A 23,514-nucleotide genomic window follows, 5' to 3' on the forward strand; every position below is an offset into this window, starting at 1 on the left:
TTGCTGAAAATTATTCTTCTTCACCGAACCAACAGATATTACGTGCTGCCATGATCAATGCGCCGGCACGCTCTTCAGTGAGGTCTTCAATTCCTTCGAGCTCATCCACACCTTGGTCAGCAAGATCTTCTAACGTCACAACGCCTTTAGCAGCAAGTTTAAACGCAAGCTCGCGTTCCAAACCTTCCAATGCCAACAAGTCTTCTGCAGGCTTGAGGCCTTCAAATGACTCTTCTTGTGCAAGCGCAAGTGTCGTTAGTGATTCTTTCGCACGATTACGTAGCTCTTCAACGAGTTCTTCGTTCAGGCCGTCAACAGAAAGTAATTCGTTAACAGGTACGTAAGCGACTTCTTCAAGAGTTGAGAAACCTTCTCCAACCAACATTTCAGCAAAATCTTGCTCGATGTCTAGGTGTTTCATGAAGTTTTCAACTGAAGCCTGCTCTTCTTCTTGGTGCTTTTTCTGTAGGTCTTCAACTGTCATCACGTTTAGCTCCCAGCCAGTTAGCTGAGATGCCAAGCGAACATTTTGACCGTTACGACCAATAGCTTGTGCTAGGTTGTCTGGTTCAACTGCAACGTCCATCGCGTGCGCATCTTCATCAACGATGATTGACGCGACATCTGCAGGAGCCATCGAGTTGATCACGAATTGTGCTGGATTATCATCCCACAACACGATATCAATACGCTCGCCACCAAGTTCACCCGATACAGCTTGAACACGTGCGCCACGCATACCGACACACGCACCAACAGGGTCAATACGTCTATCGTTGGTTTTCACTGCGATTTTCGCACGAGAACCAGGATCACGAGCGGCCGCTTTCAGTTCAATTAGCTCTTCACCAACTTCTGGCACTTCAACACGGAACAGCTCAACCAACATCTCTGGCTTAGAGCGAGTGATGAATAGCTGGAAACCGCGGGCTTCTGGTTTTACAGAATACAATAGACCGCGTGCACGGTCACCTGGTCGGAAGTTTTCACGTGGTAATTGATCATCACGAAGAATAACTGCTTCGGCGTTATTACCAAGATCAAGAACCACAGTTTCGCGATTCACTTTCTTTACAACACCAGTAACCAAGTCGCCTTCGTTATCAATGAACTGCTCAACAATTTGTGCGCGTTCCGCTTCGCGAACTTTCTGCACGATGACTTGTTTAGCCGTTTGCGTGGTGATGCGGTCAAAGGTAACTGATTGAATATCATCTTCAACGAAATCGCCAACATCCATCGTCTCGTCTTCATAGCGAGCCGCTTCCAATGTAATTTGCTTAGTTGGCAATTCAACTTCTTCAACCACTTCCCAACGACGGAAAGTATCAAATTCGCCCGTTTTGCGATCGATTTCAACACGAACTTCAATTTCTATTTCGTGTTTTTTCTTGGTTGACGTCGCCAGTGCGATTTCTAGCGCTTCAAAAATACTTTCACGCGGTATAGCTTTCTCATTCGAAACTGCCTCTACTACCGCTAAAATTTCTTTACTCATTTAATTAGCCTCTTAAGCTCTTTTCTCTAGGAGAACTAAAATTTAGGGATCAGGTTAGCTTTTGCTACATTGCTAAGCGCAAACTGTTCTTCTTGCCCATCGACATTAATAGTGACGGTTTCGCCCTCAATTGAGAGGATTTCGCCTTTCCACTTACGGCGATTGCCGATAGCCATTTTGAGAACAATGTTGACCTCATGACCAATAAACTGTACATAGTGTGCGCTTTTAAAAAGTGGTCTTTCTAGCCCTGGTGAAGATACTTCAAGGCTGTAAGCCACAGAGATAGGATCTTCCACATCTAACACTGCACTGACCTGACGGCTTACTTCCGCACAATCGTCAACGTTAATGCCATTGTCATGATCAATAAAAATACGCAATGTTGAATGTTCGCCCGCGCGAATAAATTCTAGACCAACTAATTCATAGCCTGATGCTCCGACAGGAGCTTCAAGCATTTCAGTAAGTTGTCTTTCTAAACCAGTCATTTAAACCACTCCAGAAACAAAAAAAGGGCTCAGAGCCCATTATAAATCCCAAGCAACTATCTGAATTTTCTCATTGAAAAATTCAGATAACAAAAAACCCCGAACGTCGGGGTTTTTTGTTGCTGGACCCTGATGTGCTAGATACCACGTTCGGTATCTAACCGCAGTGAATCATCACTGCACAAACTTGTCCACGTATCCCAAGGGATTGGTTGCGGGGGCCGGATTTGAACCGACGACCTTCGGGTTATGAGCCCGACGAGCTACCAAACTGCTCCACCCCGCGTCCGACTTGTGAGCATTATACGCTCAACCAAGTGTTTTACAAGTTTGTAAATCATGGTGCCGAGAGAGGGACTCGAACCCTCACACCAAAGGCACTAGCACCTCATGCTAGCGTGTCTACCAATTTCACCATCTCGGCATTAAATGATTATTGAGGAATCTCGCTGTCACTTTTAACTGGTGCAGGAGTTTCACTCTTAGTATCCGTAGCTTTGTTCTGATTCGTTGTTGTGGTTTGTACTTGACCTGCTAGAGGATCAGCCCACTTAGAATCAGCTTTATGAGAAGTCGAAATATTTCCCAAAACCAAGCTAAGAATAAAAAATACTGTTGCAAGAACTGCAGTCATTCTGGTTAGGAAGTTACCTGAGCCACCAGAGCCAAATACTGTATTTGATGCTCCAGAACCGAATGAGGCTCCCATATCTGCGCCTTTACCTTGCTGAATCAACACTAGGCCAATTACACCAAGCGCTGCCAACAGATAAATCACAAGTAGAACTGTATACATGCTTTCCACCTATGTTCCTAATTGTTGAGCCAGCGCTGTTCCAATCGCTTGGAAGCAAAGCTAGCGTCCTTCTTTGCTGAAGGCGGAGCAATACTAGCGAAAGGCCGAGGCGCTGACAAGTAAAAGTTGTAAAAAGATCACTCGAATACAGCCAAGCGATTAAAAAAAAAGCAAAGCACTAATTAACGTTTTAAAAACGAACAGTTAGCGTTTAGCAATTTGCTGCAACAGAATCCGCAATTTTCAGCGCACTGCGTTGTACGAGCTCCGCATCTTCACCTTCAACCATCACTCGTAGCAAAGGCTCAGTGCCAGATTTACGTAGCAATACTCGTCCAGTATCGGCCAGTTCCGCTTCCACTTCTTTCACCGCAAGTTTCACCGCTTCTGCTTCCAGAGGATTACTTTTGCCGCTAAAACGTACATTTTCGAGAACCTGTGGGTAAAGGCTCATGCCTTGGGTAAGCTGATTCAACGACTCGCCGTTATCCACGATGGATGCCAGCACTTGCAGTGCAGCCACAATCGCATCGCCAGTGGTTACTTTGTCTAACAAGATCACGTGCCCTGAATTCTCAGCGCCAATGCTCCAATTGTTTTCCAATAGCTTCGCCATGACATAGCGATCGCCTACCGCAGCACGAACCAATGGGATACCGAGTTTCTTCAGCCCCTTTTCCATACCAAGGTTAGTCATCAAGGTGCCAACTACGCCACCCTTTAACTCACCGCGGCGCTGTTTATCGCGCGCAATAATATAAGCAATCTGGTCACCATCGACTTTATTGCCGAACTCGTCCACCATGATCAAGCGATCGCCATCACCATCGAACGCTAAGCCCAAGTGTGCCTTCTCTTCTAATACACGCGCTTGTAAGGCTTTGACATCAGTTGCACCCACTTTATCGTTGATGTTTAGCCCATCGGGATCAACACCCATCGCAATCACTTCTGCGCCGAGTTCAGTGAATACGCTTGGCGCAATATGGTACGTCGCGCCATGAGCACAATCGACGACAATCTTGCAGCCAGCCAGGCTCAAACGATGTGGGAAAGTACTTTTACAAAATTCAATGTAACGACCTGCAGCATCGACGATACGACTTGCTTTACCCAATTCAGCTGACGAAACACACTCGATTTCTTTATCCAGTTCAGCTTCAATCGCCAGCTCAACTTCATCAGGCAGTTTTGTCCCCTCAGCAGAGAAAAACTTGATGCCGTTATCGTAGTAAGGATTATGTGATGCGGAAATAACGATTCCAGCCTCTGCACGGAAGGTTTGTGTCAGATAAGCCACCGCTGGCGTCGGCATAGGGCCGGTAAACCTAGCTTGTAAGCCCGCCGCAGCCAAACCGGCTTCTAGCGCAGATTCCAGCATGTAACCGGAAATACGGGTATCTTTACCGATGATCACTTTCTTAGTACCACGCTTAGCTAGCACTCGTCCTGCCGCCCAGCCTAGTTTTAGAATAAAATCTGGAGTAATTGGGTATTGACCAACTTTGCCACGTACACCGTCTGTACCAAAATAACGTCTTGAATTGGACATCTGTTTTTCCTTTCTTTTCTATTATGCGTTGGCTTGTGTGGACGAGACGATACGCATCGCATCGACCGTAGCGGCGACGTCATGCACTCGGATAATCTGTGCACCTTTCATCGCAGCAATTGTGGCGCAAGCCACGCTCCCCGACAAAACATCGTTCGGAGTTTTATCTAATAATTTGAATATCATCGTTTTACGCGACATACCCGCCAGCAGCGGTAGCTTAAATCGATGCAGTTTGTCTAGATGTGAGAGTAGGTGATAGTTGTGCTCAAGCGATTTACCAAAGCCAAAACCGGGATCTAGGATCAGCTGTTCTTGGGCAATACCCGCGTGTTCACAGGCTTGAATACGCTCATCAAGAAACTCGGATATCTCAGATAACACATCTTGGTATTGAGGCTGAGCCTGCATGCTTCTTGGCTGGCCTTGCATGTGCATCAAACAAACGGGAACGCCAGCTTGTGCGGCGGCCTCTAACGCGCCGGGTTCTTGCAGTGCACGTACGTCATTAATGATATCCGCCCCCGCTTCGACCGCTTGCTTCATAACTTCTGCTTTACTGGTGTCGACTGAGATCCACACCGGATGCTTGGCCCGTATCGCACGAATCGCTGGAATCACTCGCTCTAGCTCATCTTCCAACGAAACATCGGGTGCACCGGGACGAGTGGACTCTCCGCCCACATCAATAATACTGGCACCTGACGCTATCATGGCGTCGGCTTGAGCCAAGGCACTTTCAAGCTGAGTGAATTGGCCGCCGTCGGAAAACGAATCAGGAGTAACGTTCAAGATCCCCATCACCTGCGGCTTGCTCAAATCTAATTTTTTAGTTTTGCTTTTTAAAATCATACAGCTACAAAGTATACATCACGTTTATAGACACAAAAACAAAAAACCCCGAGCGAGACCCGGGGTTTGCAACTAGCGTATTCGCTTAGTCACTATCTTTCTTTTCAGAAGCTTCACTTGGTGTAGCGTCAGAAGGCGCTTCAGATGACGCTGCTTCAGTTGCTTCAGCCGGTTTCTTCTCCGCTTCTACAGCAGGCTCTGATTTACTTTCCTTCGCATCTGGCTTGTCGTCAGAAGAGTTATTCGCTTGATCGCCCCAACCAGCAGGCTCACGAATATCTGTTTTACGTTCCATCAAGTCATCAATTTGACCCGCATCGATGGTTTCGTACTTCATCAACGCATCTTTCATCGCGTGCATGATATCCATGTTGTCTTCTAGGATTTGCTTAGCGCGAACATAGTTGCGATCAATAATAGTGCGAATCTCGGTATCAATCAGCCTTGCCGTATCATCTGACATGTGTTTGGTCTGTGTGACACTGCGACCAAGGAACACTTCGCCTTCTTCTTCAGCGTAAAGCAACGGGCCCAGTTTTTCCGAGAAGCCCCATTGAGTGACCATTTTACGAGCAATATCAGTGGCACGTTCGATATCATTCGATGCGCCTGTTGAAACTTTGTCTGCTCCGTAAATCAGCTCTTCCGCCAAACGTCCGCCATAAAGACTCGAAACCATAGATTCAAGGTGCTGACGAGACATACTGACTCGGTCTTGCTCAGGTAGATACATAGTCACACCTAAAGCTCGGCCACGTGGAATGATTGAAACCTTGTACACAGGATCGTGCTCTGGCACTAGGCGACCTACAATAGCGTGGCCCGCTTCGTGATAAGCCGTTGACGCTTTGGTATCTTCCGACATCACCATAGAACGGCGCTCGGCACCCATCATGATTTTGTCTTTAGCCAATTCGAATTCAACCATTGAAACATTGCGCTTGTTACCGCGAGCGGCAAATAACGCAGCCTCGTTCACTAAGTTGGCAAGGTCGGCACCAGAGAAGCCTGGCGTACCACGAGCAATCAATGATGGTTCAACATCACCTGATAGCGGCACTTTACGCATGTGAACTTTCAAGATTTGCTCACGACCACGAACATCCGGAAGACCAACGACGACTTGGCGGTCGAAACGGCCTGGGCGAAGCAATGCTGGGTCAAGAACATCTGGACGGTTAGTTGCAGCGACAACGATAATACCTTCGTTACCTTCAAAGCCATCCATTTCAACCAGCATTTGGTTCAATGTTTGTTCACGTTCATCGTGACCACCACCAACACCGGCGCCACGTTGGCGACCGACGGCATCGATTTCATCAATAAAGATGATACAAGGTGAGGCTTTTTTCGCTTGTTCGAACATGTCACGGACACGAGACGCACCAACACCCACGAACATTTCTACGAAATCTGAACCTGAAATAGTAAAGAAAGGTACTTTCGCTTCACCCGCAATGGCTTTTGCCAATAAGGTTTTACCTGTACCCGGTGGGCCAACCAACAAGACGCCCGTCGGAATCTTACCGCCAAGTTTCTGGAAGCGGCTCGGATCACGCAAGTAATCCACCAATTCTTTTACGTCTTCTTTCGCTTCATCACAGCCAGCGACATCAGCAAACGTCGTTTTGATTTGCTCTTCGCTCATCATGCGCGCTTTGCTCTTACCAAACGACATGGCACCTTTGCCACCGCCGCCTTGCATCTGACGCATGAAGAAAATCCATACACCGATCAGTAAGATCATTGGGAACCAAGAGATAAAGATAGTGCTGAGCAAGCTTTGCTCTTCAGGCGGAGTGCCTTTCACTTTAACGTTTTGATTAATTAAATCATCCAAGATTTTTTGGTCATATACAGGCATGTAGGTGACATACTTACTGGTGCCGCCACTGCGAGTAAATGAGATCTGCTCACCTTTGAAGGTTGCTTCTTGGATCTGGCCTTGGCCAACTTCGTGTACAAACGTGGTGTAATCGACCGTTTTTCCGTCGTTGCTGCCAGGACCAAAGCTCTGGAACACCGACATCAAAACTACAGCAATTACGAGCCACAGAATTAAATTTTTTGCCATGTCACTCAAGGTGTCAGCCTCTTGATAACTAATTGTAATTAAAGGTAGGGTACTACAGTTTCATAACCGTAGCTATACTATAGAACTCAGAGTTTAAGAGGAAAATCGTTAACCTTTGTAACCTGTTGCCACAATATACACTTCGCGAGAACGTGCTCTTGAGGAATCTGGTTTACGAGTCTTCACTGTTTTAAACATATCACGTACATCTTTTACGTATTGGTCAAAACCTTCGCCTTGGAAGACTTTCACCACAAAACTACCATTAGGTGCAAGAACTTGTCGACACATATCTAATGCTAGCTCAACCAGATACATCGCACGTGGTTGGTCGACCGATGGGCTACCCGCCATATTCGGTGCCATGTCCGACATCACCACATCCACCATATCCGGCTGAATTCTTTCTAATAATGCTTCAAGCACGGATTCTTCACGAAAATCACCTTGCAAAAAGGCCACGCCGGCAATCGAGTCCATCGGTAAAATATCACAGGCAATCACTTGGCCATCATCCCCGACTTGGTTCACCGCGTATTGCGACCAACCACCAGGTGCTGCGCCCAAATCAACCACTGTCATTCCCGGTTTTAGCAATTGGTCTTTACTTTGAATTTCTTCAATTTTAAAGATGGCACGCGAGCGATAGCCTTTCTTTTTCGCCTCGTTAACATATTTATCATCGAAGTGTTCTTTCAGCCAACGGCCTGAACTGGCGGAATGTTTTTGTTTACTCATTACGGACTTGGAACCTTTTGCCAATAAAGCTGTATAGAATTAATAGTCTTCAGGGATAGATGGCGTTAAAATAGCGCTTTTCAACCCTTCAAGTAAAAATAATTGGGCGCATAATGAACCTAAGTACCAAACAAAAGCAGCACCTGAAAGGCCTAGCACACCACCTAAAACCGGTTGTGCTTATGGGTGGCAACGGACTCACTGAAGCCGTGATCGCAGAAATTGAGATCGCGCTCAACCACCACGAACTGGTCAAAATCAAAGTTGCATCAGAAGATCGTGAAACTAAGCAGCTCATCATTGATGCTATCGTACGCGAAACAGAAGCGGAAAAAGTGCAAACTATCGGTAAAGTATTAGTACTATTCCGTCAGTCTGAACAGAAGAAAATTGAACTACCACGTAAGTAAACACTTACCTCGCAGCGATTATTCTGAAAAGACAAGCACTACGCAAAAGTGCACGCACTAAAAAAGGTCGCCTAGGCGACCTTTTTGCGTTTCATAGATTGGTTTACACAATCTAGCATTACGCCAATTGATTTCACACAATCAAGCACGGCGGAAAACCTCAGCGCTCATTTCATGTGACTAGAGATAAACCACTTTATCAATCTCGAAATCTTTGTCGCCGCCCGGCGTAGAGATGATCACTTCGTCACCTTCCATTTTGCCAATCAAACCACGAGCAATCGGTGAGCTCACTGAAATGCGCGCCGCTTTAATATCCGCTTCATCTTCACCTACGATTTGGTAGGTTTTTTCTTCATCGGTATCGCAATCGATCAGAGTGACTGTCGCGCCAAAGATAACTTTACCGGCATTATCGATTTTGGTGACATCAATCACCTGAGCCACAGACAGCTTATACTCGATATCGCGAATTTGCGCTTCACAGATGCCCTGCTCTTCACGAGCGGCATGGTATTCTGCGTTTTCTTTTAAGTCACCCAGCTCGCGCGCCTCAGCAATCGCACTGGAAATCAATGGGCGCTGCTTAAGTAGTTTATCGAGTTCGGTGCGCAGCTGCTGTTCGCCGCGCACTGTCATAGGTACCTTTTCCATTTTATAACCTCTACACCAAAGCAATCTTTGGACAAAAAAAATCTACCCAGCTATTTAGGGCTCTTAGGCCGCCAGCTAGGTAGTGAAATAAAGAACATTTGATTAAGTGTAAACAAACTTGCTCGCTAAATCATCTTAATTCCATTTGTTTTGCTGCTGCGCACAAGGAATCGTTTTCTAGGTCAAATCTCTCCTGCCCCACCACACCGCAAAAGCCTAAAAAACAAGCTAAATTAACAAGCATTTAGAAGTTTAAATCAGCGTTCAAAATAAAAAAACATAAAGAAATAAAAGTTTAACCAAGATCACACTAGGCAATATTTTCCATTATATTTCATAAGCTTGATATTAATTTACCCCACACTCAAGCAAGCTCAAGCTAGTGCTTTATATCTTTTTACTAACAAACAACTGAACTTTAACGGTAAAACATTCCCAGTCATTGCTCTGACTGACATTGTAGCTTTATCAGAAACTTAACTGAAAAGCGGCGGCTGTTGGTGCAATAGCTAGAGAACATCGAACTCATTGGGAGCTCCATCAGAGACTCAATTGACATAACAGTGATACAACTGACTCGATAGTGCTCGGATATAAAAACAACTATCAATTTATGGACAATAAATTAGGATTTAATAAGATGAAAAAGACTCTGATTGCTGTAGCGGTTTCTGCTGCTACTCTAACGGCATTTGGCGCGAACGCAGACACTCTAGCAACTGCACAAGCAAATGACAGCAACCTAGCAGGTACTTCGCTGTACAACCAAGACGGCAACAATATCAGTGTTAAAGGCCGTATTGAAGCGCGCCTAAAAACAACTGACGGCAAATCAAATGACGCTTCTCGTGCTCGTCTAGGTTTCGGTGGCACTTCTGTAATCAATGACAAACTATACGGTCTTGGTTACTTCGAAACAGAATACACTGCAAACGACAGCGATGGCGTTCAAGACAGCAACTCAACAACTCAAACTGTACGTCTTGCTTACGCAGGTCTAGGTGGCAAGTTTGGTCAAGTGGTTTACGGTAAAACTAACGGTTCTGCTAGCCAAGTTACTGACTTCACCGATATCATGTGGAGCTTTGGTGGTAACGTATCTCAGAAACTAGAAGCTTCTGATCGCCCATCAAACGACCTAGCTTACTCTGGCTCATTTAAAGATCTAACATTCAAAGCTAACTACCGTTTTGCTGACCAATCTGGTACTACTCCTGCTAGCAACGATGCAGACGGTTACTCTACAAGTGCCGTATACAACATTGGCGCAACTGGCGTGAAAGTAGGTGCTGGCTACGAGAACCAAAACAAGTCACACAAATACACACTTGCAACTGGTTACACCATCGGTAACGTCTACGTTGGCGGCCTATACACTGACGGTGACCTAAACTACGGTCCTACTACAGGTGCTACAGCAGGTGAGCAAGCAGGCAGTGATAGCTTTGTTGCCCAAAGCCACTTCACTGGCGTCGAAGAATACAAAGCCTACGAGCTAGCAGCGTCTTACACTATGGGTAAAACTAGCTTTACCACGACTTACAACAAAGCGAAGGTTGGCGACCAAGATGCCATGAACCTAATCGGTGTTGAAGCGGCTTATGCCTTTACTTCAAACTTCCGTACTTACTTAGGTTACAACTTCAACCTACTAGACGAAGGTGACGCACTAGGTGATAGCTCTGTTGGCGCTACGTCAACAGTCACCAAAGCAGAAGCTTCTGACCAAGCTATGCTAGGTCTACGTTACGACTTCTAATTTCGATTATAAGTTGAACTGATATTGACGCCTGCTCTCTAGCAGGCGTTTTTTTATCTGGCTATACTGGCTCTCCATTTTCTTAGTTAGCCGTGTTGCCCATGCTGTTTTCCCGCTGCCGTTTTTCTCGACTTCATTTGCCATTTATTTCTACTGTTTTCTGTTTTGTTAGCTTACTGACTAGTAGCCTAACCTTCGCCTACACACCTAGCTATTCTCCTAGCAAACAGCTACCCACAGGCGCACGCCACTATTTACGCGTGCAAGATTTGCAAGATGACACCACGCTGCTGCGCTCGGGCCAAGATGGTAATTTCTTCCCACCAGCTAGCACATTGAAACTGGTTACTGCTTTGGCTGCCAAACTGGAATTAGGAGATAAGTTTCATTTTCAAACGACCCTTAGCCAAGCTGGCCAAGATTTAGTGCTGCGTTTTTCCGGCGACCCGACTCTCACCAGCGGTGACTTAGCTGAGCTATTGAAACAGGCGAAACAACAAGGCATCCGCCATATTCGCGGCGATATTTGGCTCGATAACAGCGTCTTTACCGGTTACCAAAGCGCCGTGGGTTTGCCGTGGGATATTTTAGGGGTGTGTTATAGCGCGCCAGCGATGGGCATTGTGCTGAACCACAACTGCGTTCAAGCATCGATCTCTACCTCATCACCTCAATCAGGCAAACATCGTCAGACTCGCTTCTATGTACCCGAGCATCAGCCAATCCATGTGGTTAATCAGGTCATCGCCGTCTCTAAAGAAGAGAAAAAAGCGCTGCATTGCGATCTTGAACTCACCACTGGGGACAATAATCACTATCGACTTGCGGGTTGCCTAGTAAAAAGCGAACGAGTAATGCCACTTAATTTCGCTATACAGCAACCTGCGTTGTATACCCAACGGGTTTTATCTCGATTATTACAGCAGCAAGGCATCACGCTGGACGGACAAATTAGAGTTGGTGTACCTCCACACCAAGGCGCGGTGATTGCCGAGCACGACTCAAAGCCATTGCCAGAACTTCTCGATGTGATGCTCAAAAAATCGGATAACTTGATTGCAGATACGCTCACCAAAACCTTAGGAGCGAGATACTTTCATCAAGCGGGTAGCTTTACCAATGGTACCGAGGCAATAAAAGCGATCATCAAAATGCACACAGGGATCGACTTAGAGCGCGATCAACTGGTAGACGGCTCTGGTCTATCACGTAATGACAGAGTTCACCCGAAAGATCTGATGGCCATTCTGCGCTATATCTGGCAGCACGATGCCACACTCAAATTGATTGAACTGATGCCTGTCTCGGGTGAGTCTGGCACGCTGCAATACCGCCGCAGCATGCGCAAAGCACCGATTGAAGGCAACCTCATTGCCAAGAGTGGCACATTATACGGTAGCCACAATATGGCAGGATTTGGACTCGATGCCCACGGCCAGCCAAGAACTCTGTTTGTGCAATACATCACCGACTACTTTGTGCCAGAGAGCGAGTCTGAAAAGCCGATTGAGGCTCCTATTACTCGTTTCGAGAAATTGTTTTATCGAGATGTGGTGAATCTTAGCCAAACGGTCGCGACTCAAACCGCACACCAACCGATAAAATCAGAAGAAAATGGGAATCCAATCCAGCGCCCATAGTTGGTTTGGCAACAAGTGAAAAGGTTGCGCACGGAGCGTAACCTATTCCATACTTTATTGAGCAAAATAAAGACTCTTCAATACAAGCTTGGAGCATCACATGGTTGGTTGTAGTAACAAGCAAAAGCGACGTAAATTCACCAAAGCATACATTAAACGCAAAGGGTATATTTGCGTCGGCTGGACCTGTGTGATTCTAGGCTCGATTGGTGTCACGGTCCCGCTGCTCCCAACTGTGCCCTTTATTTTACTCGCTCTGTATTGCTTCGGCTGCGCCTCCCCTAAGTTTCAACATTGGCTGCTTAACCACAAACGCTTAGGGCCACTTGCTCGTCGATTGAAAAACAACAGCGGCTTGACGATAAAAGAGAAAGTGCAATCTTTAGTGATGATCTGGCTATCGATGGGCAGCGTGTTTTATTTCGTCGCCTATGGCACCCACTGGCAATACGCCATCGCTGGTCTGCTGATTTTCGAAACTTGGTTTATTCTGCGCTATAAGACCCATAAACCGGAACTGACCACCGAGGCAGGCACCCAACAGATAGATACAAAAAAAGCGCCTTGATGGCGCTTTTTATCTCAGTCAATTTAACAAATTAACTAAGAACGGTTAGCTCAAAGTGATGCGAGCAAATTTACGTTTACCAACTTGGAATACATACGTACCCGCTTCTGGTGTAAATTTCGCATCCGCAACTTTCTCACCATCCATCTTAGCTGCGCCCTGTTTTACCATACGCATCGCATCAGACGTTGAAGAACATAGCGCTGCTTCTTTCAGTAGGTTACTCACTGGTAAACCTGCTTCAAAAGTGAATTCTGGCATATCCTCAGGGATCTGATTCTTCGCAAAGCGGTTCACGAACTCTTGCTCCGCTGCCTCGGCATCCGCTTTACTGTGGAAGCGTGCGATGATTTCTTTCGCTAGAAGTACTTTGATATCACGAGGGTTCTTACCTTCTGCGATCGCCGCTTTAAAGCCTTCAATCTCTTCCATTGGGCGGAAAGACAATAGCTCGTAGTAGTTCCACATCAGAACGTCAGAGATCGACATGATCTTACCAAACATTTCGCTTGGGCTTTCGCTTACACCAATGTAGTTGTGCGCCGACTTAGACATTTTCTTCTCGCCGTCTAAGCCAACAAGTAGTGGCATCGTTAGCACGACTTGTGGTTTTTGACCGTGAGATTTTTGCAGCTCACGCCCCATCAGCAGATTAAACTTCTGATCGGTACCGCCAAGCTCTACGTCCGTTTCCATTGCCACTGAGTCGTAACCTTGCAGAAGCGGGTACATAAACTCATGAATCGCAATCGGCTGGCCACCTGCATAGCGCTTTTTAAAGTCATCACGCTCAAGCATGCGAGCAACCGTTTGGTTAGCCGCTAGGCGAAGCATGCCTTCTGCGCCAAGCTCAGATAGCCACTCAGAATTGAACTGAATTTTAGTCTTCGCTGGGTCTAAGATCTTGAATACTTGCTGCTTGTAGGTTTCAGCGTTACGCAGTACGTCTTCACGTGTTAGCGGTGGACGAGTGGTGTTCTTGCCCGTTGGGTCGCCTACCATACCCGTGAAGTCGCCAATCAAGAATGTGACATCATGGCCTAGCTCTTGAAACGCACGCAACTTGTTTAGAATCACGGTGTGACCTAAATGAATATCTGGTGCTGTTGGATCCGCGCCCAATTTGATACGCAGTGGACGGCCTTCTTTTAGCTTGGCAATCAACTCTTCTTCTGGAATTAGCTCTTCTACGCCGCGCTTGATCTCAGCCAAGGCATGTTCAATGCTCGCCATTCTTGTTCACTCCCACAGATTTGGCAAAATTTTGATGATGCATATCTTACTTGAATAGCGATGTATTTTGAAACAAGTTAGACTGAACATAAGTGGATTTTTTATTGTGGTGCGAACGACTATTTCTAAGATGCTATCCATTTTTACTCGGCTACCCGCCGTTCACCGAATTCTGATTGGCCTTTTTAGCGCTATCATCGTAGCGGCGATGCTTCTTGTTCCAGAGAGCAAAAAAGCCAAAGCGTCCGACAGCCGCTATAAAGTCGGCAAAAATTACCCACTGCCCATTGATACTGCCAGTTTCGGTAAACACACCCTTTCTACACCGCCATTGGCTATGGTTCAGTGGCAACAGCACCGAGTCAAATCGGGCGAAAGTGCCGCTCGGCTTTTCCAGCGAATTGGCTTATCGGCCAAATTGCTCTATCAGCTCACCTCCAGCAGCAAAGAAAGCCAGAAACAACTATCGCGCTTAATGCCGGGTGATATTTTAGAGTTTGGCTTCGACGACCAACAGCAACTAGTTCAGCTCAAGCGCCAGCTCAGCCCCTATGAGACTTTTCGCCTCACCCGCAGCGAAGACGGATTTGTTGCCGATTTAGACAAAAAACAGCTCCACTACCAATACAATTACGCCGAGGCGAATATTGATTCCAACTTTTGGAGTGCTGGCGTCAATGCTGACTTAACTGGCAACCAGATCATGGCGCTGGCTGGGATCTTTGGCTGGGATATCGATTTCGCTCTCGACATTCGTAAGGGCGACAGCTTTAAAATTTTGTATGAAGAGAAAGTCGTCGAAGGAGAGGTCATCGGCCACGGCAAAATCATCGCCGCCGAATTCAACAACCAAGGCGATGCCTTTAAAGCCATTTTTGATGATAAAACTGGCCATTATTACGACGAAAATGGCCGCGCTATGCGCAAAGATTTCCTGCGATCTCCGGTCGATTTTCGTCGCGTCAGTTCAAACTTCAACCCTCGTCGTCTGCACCCAGTCACAGGCAGAGTCCGCGCCCATCGCGGTACCGATTATGTCGCTCCTGTGGGCACCCCCATTTGGGCCGCTGGTGATGGCGTCGTCACCAAATCTGGCTACAGCCAATACAACGGTAATTACGTGTTTATCAAACACAGCAATACCTATGTGACCAAATATCTGCATTTAAAACGGCGTAAAGTGCGCACCGGGCAAAGAGTCAAACAGGGCCAAGCTATAGGCACACTCGGCAGCACTGGTCGCGTAACGGGCGCTCACTTGCACTATGAATTTTTGGTGCATGGCGTACACAAAAACCCAAGAACCGTACGATTGCCTCAATCAAAATCTTTAACGGGCAAGGCGAAACGCACTTTCGTCGCCAATGCGCGCCAGCGCTTAGATAAGCTAGAGCAATACAGTCATTTATTGTTTTCACGTAACCAATAAAATAGTCTAAAACAGTCGTTTTTTAGCGGTAGGCAGCGGCTCTACTTTGCTCTCACAAGGCCTACCTCAGGTATAGATTTACTGCTGCTTATCCACTGCAACTACTTCACTGCGGATGATCCACATCGGCGGGCGCCTCTTCTTGAGTATCTTCTTCGTCTACCGATTCAGCGGACTTGCGTTTATCACGTGCAAGCATCAGTAAGCAAGGGGTTAACACTAAGGTCAGCAAGGTGGCAAATGCAAGCCCCCCTGCCACTGCCGAAGCCAATTGTGACCACCATTGAGTGCTCGGTGCGCCAAATTCTATTTTCTGGTTGATCACATCAATATTCATCTCCAGCACCATCGGCATCAACCCTAAAATCGTGGTGACGGTGGTTAAAAGCACTGGACGCAAACGCTGCATGCCTGTGCGAAGAATCGCATCGCGTTTATCCAAGCCGCGTTTGATCAATTGATTGTAGGTATCAATCAAAACGATGTTGTTGTTCACCACAATACCAGCCAAGGTGATCACCCCGATCCCCGACATAATGATGCCAAACGGCTTTTGCAAAATAAGCAGGCCAGCAAATACGCCGATCGTCGAGAAAATAACGGCGCTGAGGATCAACAGCGCTTGATAGAAACTATTGAATTGGGTGATGAGAATCAGCGCCATCACGGCCAGTGCAATCAAAAACGCTTTTTGTAAAAACGCCGACGCGTTTTGCTGCTCTTCATTTTGTCCCCGCAGCAGATATGACACCCCGACGGGCAAATCGAGCTCACTCAAGGCTTGTTTGATTTTTGGTAGCTGCAAAGCAAGGTTGTAGCCATCTTTCATATCCGCCACCACTTTGATCACTCGCTGGCCATCGCGGCGCTGAATGGTGTCTTGCTTAGGTTTAGGTACGATATGAGAAAAGTTAGTGATCGGCACTAAACCTACCGGAGTTTTCACTCGCAGCTGATCAAAACGGCCAATATCGCGTTTGTGCTCTGGGTAACGTACCAAGATATCAACTTCTTCATCCGCATCATCGGGTAGATAATCTCCCAAACGCAGTCCGTTGGTGACAAATTGCACGGTATTGCCCACCAACGTTGCGTCCGCAAGAAAACGAGAAGCATCGTCACGTCGAATATCCACCTGCCAATCAATGCCGCCTTTGTTTGAAGTATCACTCAAGTTAGTGAACGCCGGATAACCATCGGCCCAGTGGCGGATTTGCTTCGCAGCGCCATCCAAATTACTCACTTGGCTAGAGGTCAGCTCGATTTCAATATCATGTTCGGTAGGCGGCCCAGCGTCAGGGAATTTATACTCAATTTCCACCCCAGCAAATTGATCGATGCTTTGCTTTAACTCTTCGATGATGGCTTTAATTCGGCGTCGATACTGCCAATCCACTGGCGTAATTTGAATTTGACCAATGCCATCATCACCACCGGTTTTGGTATACACGCTGTCGAACTCTTTGTGATGCAGCACCATATTTTCAATCTGACTCATAATGGCATCTTTTTCTTGAATCGACAGATCGCCGTGCGAGCGTACCTTAATGGTAAAATACGGTGGATCAACTTCAGGGAAAAACTCCGCGCCCAACCCCGCCTTCACGTAACCCACACCAACCAACACCGCCAAAATGATAGCACTCAATAAGATTTTCCATGGATGCGTCACCGCAAATGATAAGACTCGGAAATAGAACTTACTCAGTCCCTGCGCTTTAGAGAAATCACCCTCATGCAAGGCAATCACTCTTTCCCTATTGGCAGCGCTTACCTGCTGAGGCCGTCCAATCATGCTACCCAAAACAGGGATAAACAGCAGCGCCATCATCAAAGATGCTGACAAGGTCGCAATCAGCGTCAGCGGCAAGTACTTCATGAACTCACCCGTAATATCTGGCCAAAACATCAGCGGCGCAAATGCGGCCAATGTCGTCGCTGTTGAGGCGGTAATCGGCCACGACATGCGTTTGGCGGCGTCACGATAAGCTTGCGTGCGTTCCACTCCTTCCTGCATGCGCCGATCGGCAAACTCGGTGACGACAATCGCTCCGTCCACTAACATACCGACAGCCATAATCAACGCAAACAGCACCACTATATTTACCGTAAGACCGAAGACCGACAACACCAAAAGCCCAGTCAAAAACGATCCCGGTATAGACACACCAACCAACAATGCTGTACGCATGCCCAATATCGCAATGATCACAATCACCACCAAAATGACCGCTGACAAAATGTTATTTTGTAGGTCATTGAGCATGATTTTGACGTCTTTCGATTGATCCCAAGTGTATTTGACCAACAAGTTGTTCGGCCAATCCTCTCGCTGCTGGGCAGCGGCCAAAACTTGTTTCACCAAATCGACGGTTTCTATAATGTTTTCACCCGCACGCTTTTTCACATCTAGAACGATAGCGGGCTTACCGTCCATACGCGCAAAGCTATTCGCATCGCGAAAAGAGCGCCGCACGCTGGCCACATCACGAAACGACACCACTTGCTTGCCATCCATTTTAACGGGCAGCTCCAGTAAATCGGTCAGTGAATCAAACACCGAAGGGACTTTCACAGAAAATCGGCCATGGCCCGTATCAATAAAGCCCGCGGCCACCACTCGGTTGTTGAGCGAAATCAGATTGTAGATATCACTTTGATCTAAACCGTAACTTTCCATCTTGAGCGGTTCGACCAGAACTTCGAGAATATCTTCTCGATCGCCCGCGATATCAACTTCCAAAACTTGGCGATAGCTCTCTAATTTATCACGCAGCTTGCGGGCTATTTTAACTATCGAACGTTCAGGTACTGTGCCATAGAGCACAACAGATAGGACGGGCTCTACCGAAGCCAGTGTGATTTCGTTTACTGATGGCTCTTCTGTATCGGCAGGGAGTTTTGGTTTGGCTAAATCAACCGCATCACGGACATCGGCCATCGCTTCATCGAGGTTGACCCCAACGCTAAATTCTAACGTCACTGAAGCGTGGCCTTCGGCCGCACTGGCGGTCATCTCTTTCACCCCTTCAATAGAACGCAGTTCCTGCTCAACAGGGCGCACTAACAAACGCTCGGCATCACTGGGGGAAATGCCTTGGTGAGTAAGCGAAACGTAAATAATCGGAATGGTAACGTCGGGACTAGATTCTTTCGGGATGGTAATGTAAGTCGCAATACCTGCAACGAGAATAAACACCAGCAAGGTCAGCATAGTGCGTGTGCGAGATAAAGCTGCGTCAATAAGTGAGTACATACTTTTCCTCTGGCTACTTTGCCGACTTGCCAGCCGAACCTTGATCTTCTATCGCCGTGACTTCATCGCCATCACGAACAAACCCTTGCCCTACCGTAATAATTTGTACGTTCTCACCGAGCCCAGAAAGCCAGACACCATCTTGGCTGGCTTTAACCAACTGGATCGGTACAAATTGAACTCGGCTACCTTGCAGGGTTTTTACGCCTAGGTTGCCGGCTTCATCCAGCGCTAGCATGGCAGGCGTGATTTTGATGGCCGGAATAGCAGGAAGCACCAACGCTACTTCCACACTCACCCCTGCGGGGATCGCTTGTTTGGGGTTATCGACTTCAACTTCCACGGGAAAAGTATTGGTCGCTGGGGAAGCAACCTTAGCAACATATCGCACCGAGCCTTCCGCGCGGCGGCCATCAACAAAGAGGAGCTTTGCGACTTGCCCGACTTTCAGCGCTTGCACCTGCCTTTCACTCACATCCGCTTCAATCACCAGCTTTTCAATGTCAATCAAGTGCGCAATAGGATCGCCCACCGAGACATAATCGCCAAGCTCAATATGCAGATTGTCGACAATGCCGTTGAATGCAGCGGTGACTTTAGTATTAGAGAGGTTTTTCAGCGCATTTTGCACATTAGCTTTCGCTTGGACTAGCTCCGCTTCAGCGGTAAAAAAGGCCACTTCACCTTGTAGGCCACGCTTTTTTAACGACTTAGCTGCTCGAAACTCTTGTTCTTTCACCTTGCGCATCGCTTTGGCTTGCGCCAATTGAATACTCAAGTCCCCAGTATCGATCTTGGCGAGTAGCTGTTTGTCTTGCACCGCATCACCTTTACGTACGGCGAGTGAGACTATTTGTCCAGCGTATTGCGCGGCGATATTCGCGTGCTTATCTGGCGCAGTTCGGCCATATAATTCAACGCTATTCTGGGTCGGTTGGGAATGAAAAGTTTGGTAAGCCACTTTAGCAAGAGGCACGACAGAAGCAGGAGGGGGTGATGGGGCTTGCTGCGAGTTCACCTCGCCCAAACTAAGCCAAATCGCCAACGCAAACACAATCAGAATGGACACTAACCAAGGGCGTGAAGACAGCTTGCGTGCGAAATGCGATATTGGCATAAAAATCCCTTTTCAAGGCTGATGCGAAACAATTATCGCATTCAGCTCCACCTACATCCTTTAGGTGGAAGCTCGAGCAATGTGGGGCTAAACGCTAAATGACGCCCCGCAGCCACAAGTCGTGGTCGCATTTGGGTTGTCGACAAAGAAACGCGCGCCTTCTAAGCCTTCGGTATAGTCCACTTTGCCACCCATGAGATATTGCAAGCTCATTGGGTCAACCACTAAGGTCACTCCACTGTTTACAATTGTGCTGTCGCCTTCATTGGTTTTTTCATCAAAAGTAAAGCCGTATTGGAAGCCACTGCAACCGCCTCCTGTGATATACACCCTTAACATCAACGCTGGATTTTCTTCTTCCGCGATCAGGGTTTTAACTCGTGTTGCTGCTGCGTCTGAAAACGACAGGGGCACATTTATTTCACTCACGACGACCTCTCTCACTCGTGTGTTCCCTTCACTTTAAATAGGCCGGAAGGGAGGATTAGCTGTATCTGAATGGCCTGATTATCTAATACCTGAGTGTTTCGTTCAAGTATTCACCACAACTAATCGACTCTCTCAAGTATTGGGCAAGATCTTTTTCGCTGCTGAGTTATTTGTCTTCAGGGCAGAAAAATCCGTTCATTCATGCACAAAACATTTTTGGGTTACTAGTAACAGGGGTACAATGCCCGTCACTTGGTCCGAGCAATCAACAGAGGATAATTCCATGACCAAATCATCTGAACTGTATCAAAAAGCACAGAAAACTATTCCAGGCGGCGTTAACTCGCCCGTACGTGCTTTTAATGGCGTCGGCGGCGCACCTATCTTTGTCGAGCGTGCTGATGGGCCATTGATTTTTGATGCCGATGGTAAAGCGTATATTGACTACGTTGGGTCATGGGGACCAATGATTCTCGGCCACAACCACGCTGTCATTCGTGAAGCGGTTATCGATGCCGCTCAGCGCGGTTTAAGTTTTGGCGCGCCTACCGAACTAGAAATCAACATGGCAGAATTGGTGTCAGAGCTTGTGCCATCAATGGAACAAGTACGCATGGTCAGCTCAGGTACTGAAGCGACCATGAGCGCCATTCGCTTAGCTCGTGGCTACACCAACCGTGACAAAATCATCAAGTTCGAAGGTTGCTATCACGGCCATGCTGACAGCTTATTAGTCAAAGCTGGCTCAGGGGCACTAACACTGGGTCAGCCTAGCTCTCCAGGTGTACCTGAAGACTTTGCGAAGCACACCTTAACCGCTCGCTTCAACGATCTCGACTCTGTGCGTGAACTGTTTGTGGCTAATGACGGTCAAATCGCCTGTATTATCGTTGAGCCTGTTGCGGGTAACATGAACTGCATTCCAGCGCTAAACGGCTTCCATGAAGGATTGCGTGAGATTTGCGATCAACACGGTGCACTATTGATCTTTGACGAGGTCATGACTGGATTCCGCGTCGCTCTTGGCGGCGCACAGCAGCACTACAACATCAAACCAGACCTAACCACACTAGGTAAAGTAATTGGTGGAGGCATGCCTGTCGGCGCGTTTGGTGGTCGTAAAGACGTCATGCAGTATATTGCGCCAACGGGTCCTGTGTATCAGGCTGGTACTTTATCTGGTAATCCAGTAGCAATGGCAGCGGGTTACGCTTGCCTAAACGTGCTAAAGGAAGAAGGCAATCACAAACGCTTAGCGGCGAAAACTAAGCAACTGTCTGATGGGTTTAAGTCACTGGCTGATAAGCACGGCATTCCACTGCTTGTTCACCAAGTGGGCGGGATGTTTGGTTTCTTCTTTACTGACCAAGAGAAAGTGTCTTGCTATGAAGACGTAGCAAAATGCGATGTGGAACAATTTAAACGTTTCTTCCATCTAATGCTGCAACACGGTGTGTATTTAGCGCCATCAGCATTTGAAGCAAGCTTTACCTCACTTGCACACAGTTCAAAAGAGATTGCGGCGACTTTAGAAGCCGCTGATCACTGCTTTGCTCTCTTAGCTTCTGAAAGCTAAGCCTCAGTATTGTTCAGTTCAAAGGGCTGCCTCGCAGCCCTTTTTGATGCCGGAAGCTCTATTTCAAAAAGTGAGTGCCAATAGATGCCAACCAGTATTGCCAAGCAAACTAGGGGTATCCATCGCCAATATTTTCTACCTAGCGATCGCGGTGTACTTCCCCGCTTATTGCAACAAGACTCCTTCTGACTGCAGCACCCCATCGCCTGCTCCCTATCGATATAAATAAGTCGTTTGATAACGCTTTGTTTAGCAGTCATTATATATTTAAGTTACTTCACTACAAGGCTCCGTAAAATGCCAAGAAGACTCACTATGTCTCCCACTCAATGGGTCATTATCATTGCGCTTTTGGCCACTGCCTTCGCGTGCTACCTGTTGGTTCAGCCCTATATCAACGCCATTGTAATGGCATTCATTATTTCACTACTGATATCACCGATACACGGCTGGATAGAAACAAAACTACCTAAGCATCCAAATATTGCGTCTCTTCTTAGCTGCACCATACTGACCTTCATCATAGTGTTACCTTTAGTGCTCGTGTTCAGCTCTATCGCCAATCAAGGGGCCATATTTTCGCAAAATCTCTACCAATGGGGTTCACATGGCGGCTTAAATACCATGATCAGTCACCCTTTGGTGGGTAAGGTACTGTCTCTGGTCAATCAATACTTACCCACAGTGAATATTGCACCGCAAGAACTTGCACAGAAAGTCGCTCAATTCGCGACCTCTTTTGGCACCCACATTGTCGGGATGAGCGCTAAAGTGTTAGGCGATGCCACCAGCTTTTTAGTTAATTTCTTGCTGATGTTATTTGTGCTGTTCTTTTTGCTGAGAGATCACGAGCAAGTGATCAATGCAATTCGCCATATTCTTCCTTTATCGCGATCTCAAGAAGATAAGCTGCTCGATGAAATCGAAAACGTTTCCAAGTCTGCCGTAATGGGATCATTTCTCACCGCCTTAGCGCAAGGCGTTGCAGGGGGCTTCGGTATGTGGATGGCCGGTTATCCGGGCCTTTTTTGGGGCACCATGCTGGCGTTTGCTTCTTTTGTGCCAGTGGCTGGCACCGCGTTAATCTGGATCCCTGCGTCAATTTACTTATACGTCACAGGTGATACGGGCTGGGCGATTTTCTTAATGGTTTGGAGTTTGGCCGTCGTTGGTTCTATTGATAATTTACTGCGTCCATACCTGATGCAAGGCAGCGCAGGAATGAACACCATTATGATCTTCTTCTCTTTGCTTGGTGGCCTGCAATTCTTTGGCCTGATTGGCCTTATTTACGGGCCATTGATTTTTGCTATTACTATGGTGATTTTCAAAATGTATGAAGAAGAGTTTTCCCATTTTCTTGATGATCAGAACAATCGATAGGGTATAGCGCAACAGGCGTGATTGTGCGAGAATCACGCCTCTTTTTTCAGCAACGATGC

Annotated in this window: 20 protein-coding genes and 2 tRNA genes; 8 read left to right on the forward strand and 14 right to left on the reverse strand. The window is 47.1% G+C overall.

The window, feature by feature from the left end; all coding sequences use genetic code 11:
- Window positions 1-10: 10 nt before the first annotated feature.
- The 9 genes from nusA to rlmE form a co-directional block, all read right to left on the reverse strand.
- Window positions 11-1,498 (reverse strand): transcription termination factor NusA, encoded by a 1,488-nt coding sequence (gene nusA, locus L4C34_RS08375; protein ID WP_428788887.1) that lies wholly within the window; start codon window positions 1,496-1,498, stop codon window positions 11-13.
- Between the two features lie 35 nt (window positions 1,499-1,533).
- A complete protein-coding gene (gene rimP / locus L4C34_RS08380) occupies window positions 1,534-1,989 on the reverse strand; it encodes a ribosome maturation factor RimP (RefSeq protein WP_428788888.1) in 456 nt (151 codons plus the stop codon).
- A gap of 209 nt (window positions 1,990-2,198) precedes the next feature.
- Window positions 2,199-2,275, reverse strand: a tRNA-Met gene (locus tag L4C34_RS08385).
- 54 nt (window positions 2,276-2,329) lie between these two features.
- Window positions 2,330-2,413 (reverse strand) — tRNA-Leu (locus L4C34_RS08390).
- Between the two features lie 9 nt (window positions 2,414-2,422).
- Window positions 2,423-2,785 carry a preprotein translocase subunit SecG gene (gene secG, locus L4C34_RS08395; RefSeq protein WP_428788889.1) on the reverse strand — a complete coding sequence of 121 codons (363 nt, stop codon included), beginning with the start codon at window positions 2,783-2,785 and terminating at the stop codon, window positions 2,423-2,425.
- Between the two features lie 211 nt (window positions 2,786-2,996).
- Window positions 2,997-4,337 (reverse strand): phosphoglucosamine mutase, encoded by a 1,341-nt coding sequence (gene glmM / locus L4C34_RS08400; RefSeq protein ID WP_428788890.1) that lies wholly within the window; start codon window positions 4,335-4,337, stop codon window positions 2,997-2,999.
- Window positions 4,338-4,358: 21 nt separating this feature from the next.
- Entirely contained in the window at window positions 4,359-5,189 is an 831-nt protein-coding gene (gene folP / locus L4C34_RS08405; protein WP_428788891.1) for a dihydropteroate synthase, read from the reverse strand.
- 85 nt (window positions 5,190-5,274) lie between these two features.
- Window positions 5,275-7,263, reverse strand: a complete 1,989-nt coding sequence (ftsH, locus tag L4C34_RS08410; RefSeq protein ID WP_428788892.1) for an ATP-dependent zinc metalloprotease FtsH — start codon at window positions 7,261-7,263, stop codon at window positions 5,275-5,277.
- 108 nt (window positions 7,264-7,371) lie between these two features.
- Window positions 7,372-8,001 (reverse strand): 23S rRNA (uridine(2552)-2'-O)-methyltransferase RlmE, encoded by a 630-nt coding sequence (gene rlmE, locus L4C34_RS08415; RefSeq protein WP_428788893.1) that lies wholly within the window; start codon window positions 7,999-8,001, stop codon window positions 7,372-7,374.
- 113 nt (window positions 8,002-8,114) lie between these two features.
- Between rlmE and yhbY the strand changes: the two genes are divergently transcribed.
- A complete protein-coding gene (yhbY, locus tag L4C34_RS08420) occupies window positions 8,115-8,411 on the forward strand; it encodes a ribosome assembly RNA-binding protein YhbY (RefSeq protein WP_428788894.1) in 297 nt (98 codons plus the stop codon).
- Between the two features lie 180 nt (window positions 8,412-8,591).
- On the opposite strand, the gene greA is transcribed toward yhbY, so the two are convergent.
- A complete protein-coding gene (greA, locus tag L4C34_RS08425; protein WP_428788895.1) occupies window positions 8,592-9,065 on the reverse strand; it encodes a transcription elongation factor GreA in 474 nt (157 codons plus the stop codon).
- 640 nt (window positions 9,066-9,705) lie between these two features.
- Here greA and L4C34_RS08430 point away from each other — a divergent pair.
- From L4C34_RS08430 to L4C34_RS08440, 3 genes are all read left to right on the forward strand, one after another.
- Window positions 9,706-10,824 carry a porin gene (locus L4C34_RS08430; RefSeq protein ID WP_428788896.1) on the forward strand — a complete coding sequence of 373 codons (1,119 nt, stop codon included), beginning with the start codon at window positions 9,706-9,708 and terminating at the stop codon, window positions 10,822-10,824.
- 101 nt (window positions 10,825-10,925) lie between these two features.
- On the forward strand, window positions 10,926-12,464 hold the full coding sequence (gene dacB, locus L4C34_RS08435; RefSeq protein ID WP_428788897.1) for a serine-type D-Ala-D-Ala carboxypeptidase: 1,539 nt from the start codon (window positions 10,926-10,928) through the stop codon (window positions 12,462-12,464).
- 100 nt (window positions 12,465-12,564) lie between these two features.
- Window positions 12,565-13,032: a YbaN family protein gene (locus L4C34_RS08440; RefSeq protein WP_428788898.1), complete on the forward strand. Its 468-nt coding sequence runs from the start codon at window positions 12,565-12,567 to the stop codon at window positions 13,030-13,032.
- Window positions 13,033-13,077: 45 nt separating this feature from the next.
- Here L4C34_RS08440 and tyrS read toward each other — a convergent pair whose 3' ends face one another.
- Window positions 13,078-14,265 (reverse strand): tyrosine--tRNA ligase, encoded by a 1,188-nt coding sequence (gene tyrS, locus L4C34_RS08445; protein WP_428788899.1) that lies wholly within the window; start codon window positions 14,263-14,265, stop codon window positions 13,078-13,080.
- Window positions 14,266-14,395: 130 nt separating this feature from the next.
- On the opposite strand from tyrS, the gene shyC reads away from it, so the two are divergent.
- Entirely contained in the window at window positions 14,396-15,694 is a 1,299-nt protein-coding gene (gene shyC, locus L4C34_RS08450) for a peptidoglycan DD-endopeptidase ShyC (protein WP_428788965.1), read from the forward strand.
- A gap of 106 nt (window positions 15,695-15,800) precedes the next feature.
- On the opposite strand, the gene L4C34_RS08455 is transcribed toward shyC, so the two are convergent.
- The 3 genes from L4C34_RS08455 to erpA form a co-directional block, all read right to left on the reverse strand.
- Window positions 15,801-18,950 (reverse strand): efflux RND transporter permease subunit, encoded by a 3,150-nt coding sequence (locus L4C34_RS08455; RefSeq protein WP_428788900.1) that lies wholly within the window; start codon window positions 18,948-18,950, stop codon window positions 15,801-15,803.
- A 13-nt stretch (window positions 18,951-18,963) separates the two neighbouring features.
- A complete protein-coding gene (locus L4C34_RS08460) occupies window positions 18,964-20,067 on the reverse strand; it encodes an efflux RND transporter periplasmic adaptor subunit (RefSeq protein WP_428788901.1) in 1,104 nt (367 codons plus the stop codon).
- An 87-nt stretch (window positions 20,068-20,154) separates the two neighbouring features.
- Window positions 20,155-20,496 carry an iron-sulfur cluster insertion protein ErpA gene (gene erpA / locus L4C34_RS08465; RefSeq protein ID WP_428788902.1) on the reverse strand — a complete coding sequence of 114 codons (342 nt, stop codon included), beginning with the start codon at window positions 20,494-20,496 and terminating at the stop codon, window positions 20,155-20,157.
- A gap of 283 nt (window positions 20,497-20,779) precedes the next feature.
- Here erpA and hemL point away from each other — a divergent pair, with 283 nt between their 5' ends.
- The 3 genes from hemL (at window position 20,780) to L4C34_RS08480 (ending at window position 23,455) form a co-directional block, all read left to right on the forward strand.
- A complete protein-coding gene (hemL, locus tag L4C34_RS08470; protein WP_428788903.1) occupies window positions 20,780-22,072 on the forward strand; it encodes a glutamate-1-semialdehyde 2,1-aminomutase in 1,293 nt (430 codons plus the stop codon).
- A gap of 46 nt (window positions 22,073-22,118) precedes the next feature.
- A complete protein-coding gene (locus tag L4C34_RS08475) occupies window positions 22,119-22,301 on the forward strand; it encodes a hypothetical protein (RefSeq protein ID WP_428788904.1) in 183 nt (60 codons plus the stop codon).
- Window positions 22,302-22,369: 68 nt separating this feature from the next.
- Entirely contained in the window at window positions 22,370-23,455 is a 1,086-nt protein-coding gene (locus L4C34_RS08480) for an AI-2E family transporter (protein ID WP_428788905.1), read from the forward strand.
- Window positions 23,456-23,514 lie beyond the last annotated feature (59 nt).

Source organism: Vibrio profundum, assembly GCF_050337555.1.
In the GTDB taxonomy this organism is placed as follows: Bacteria; Pseudomonadota; Gammaproteobacteria; order Enterobacterales; family Vibrionaceae; genus Vibrio; species Vibrio profundum.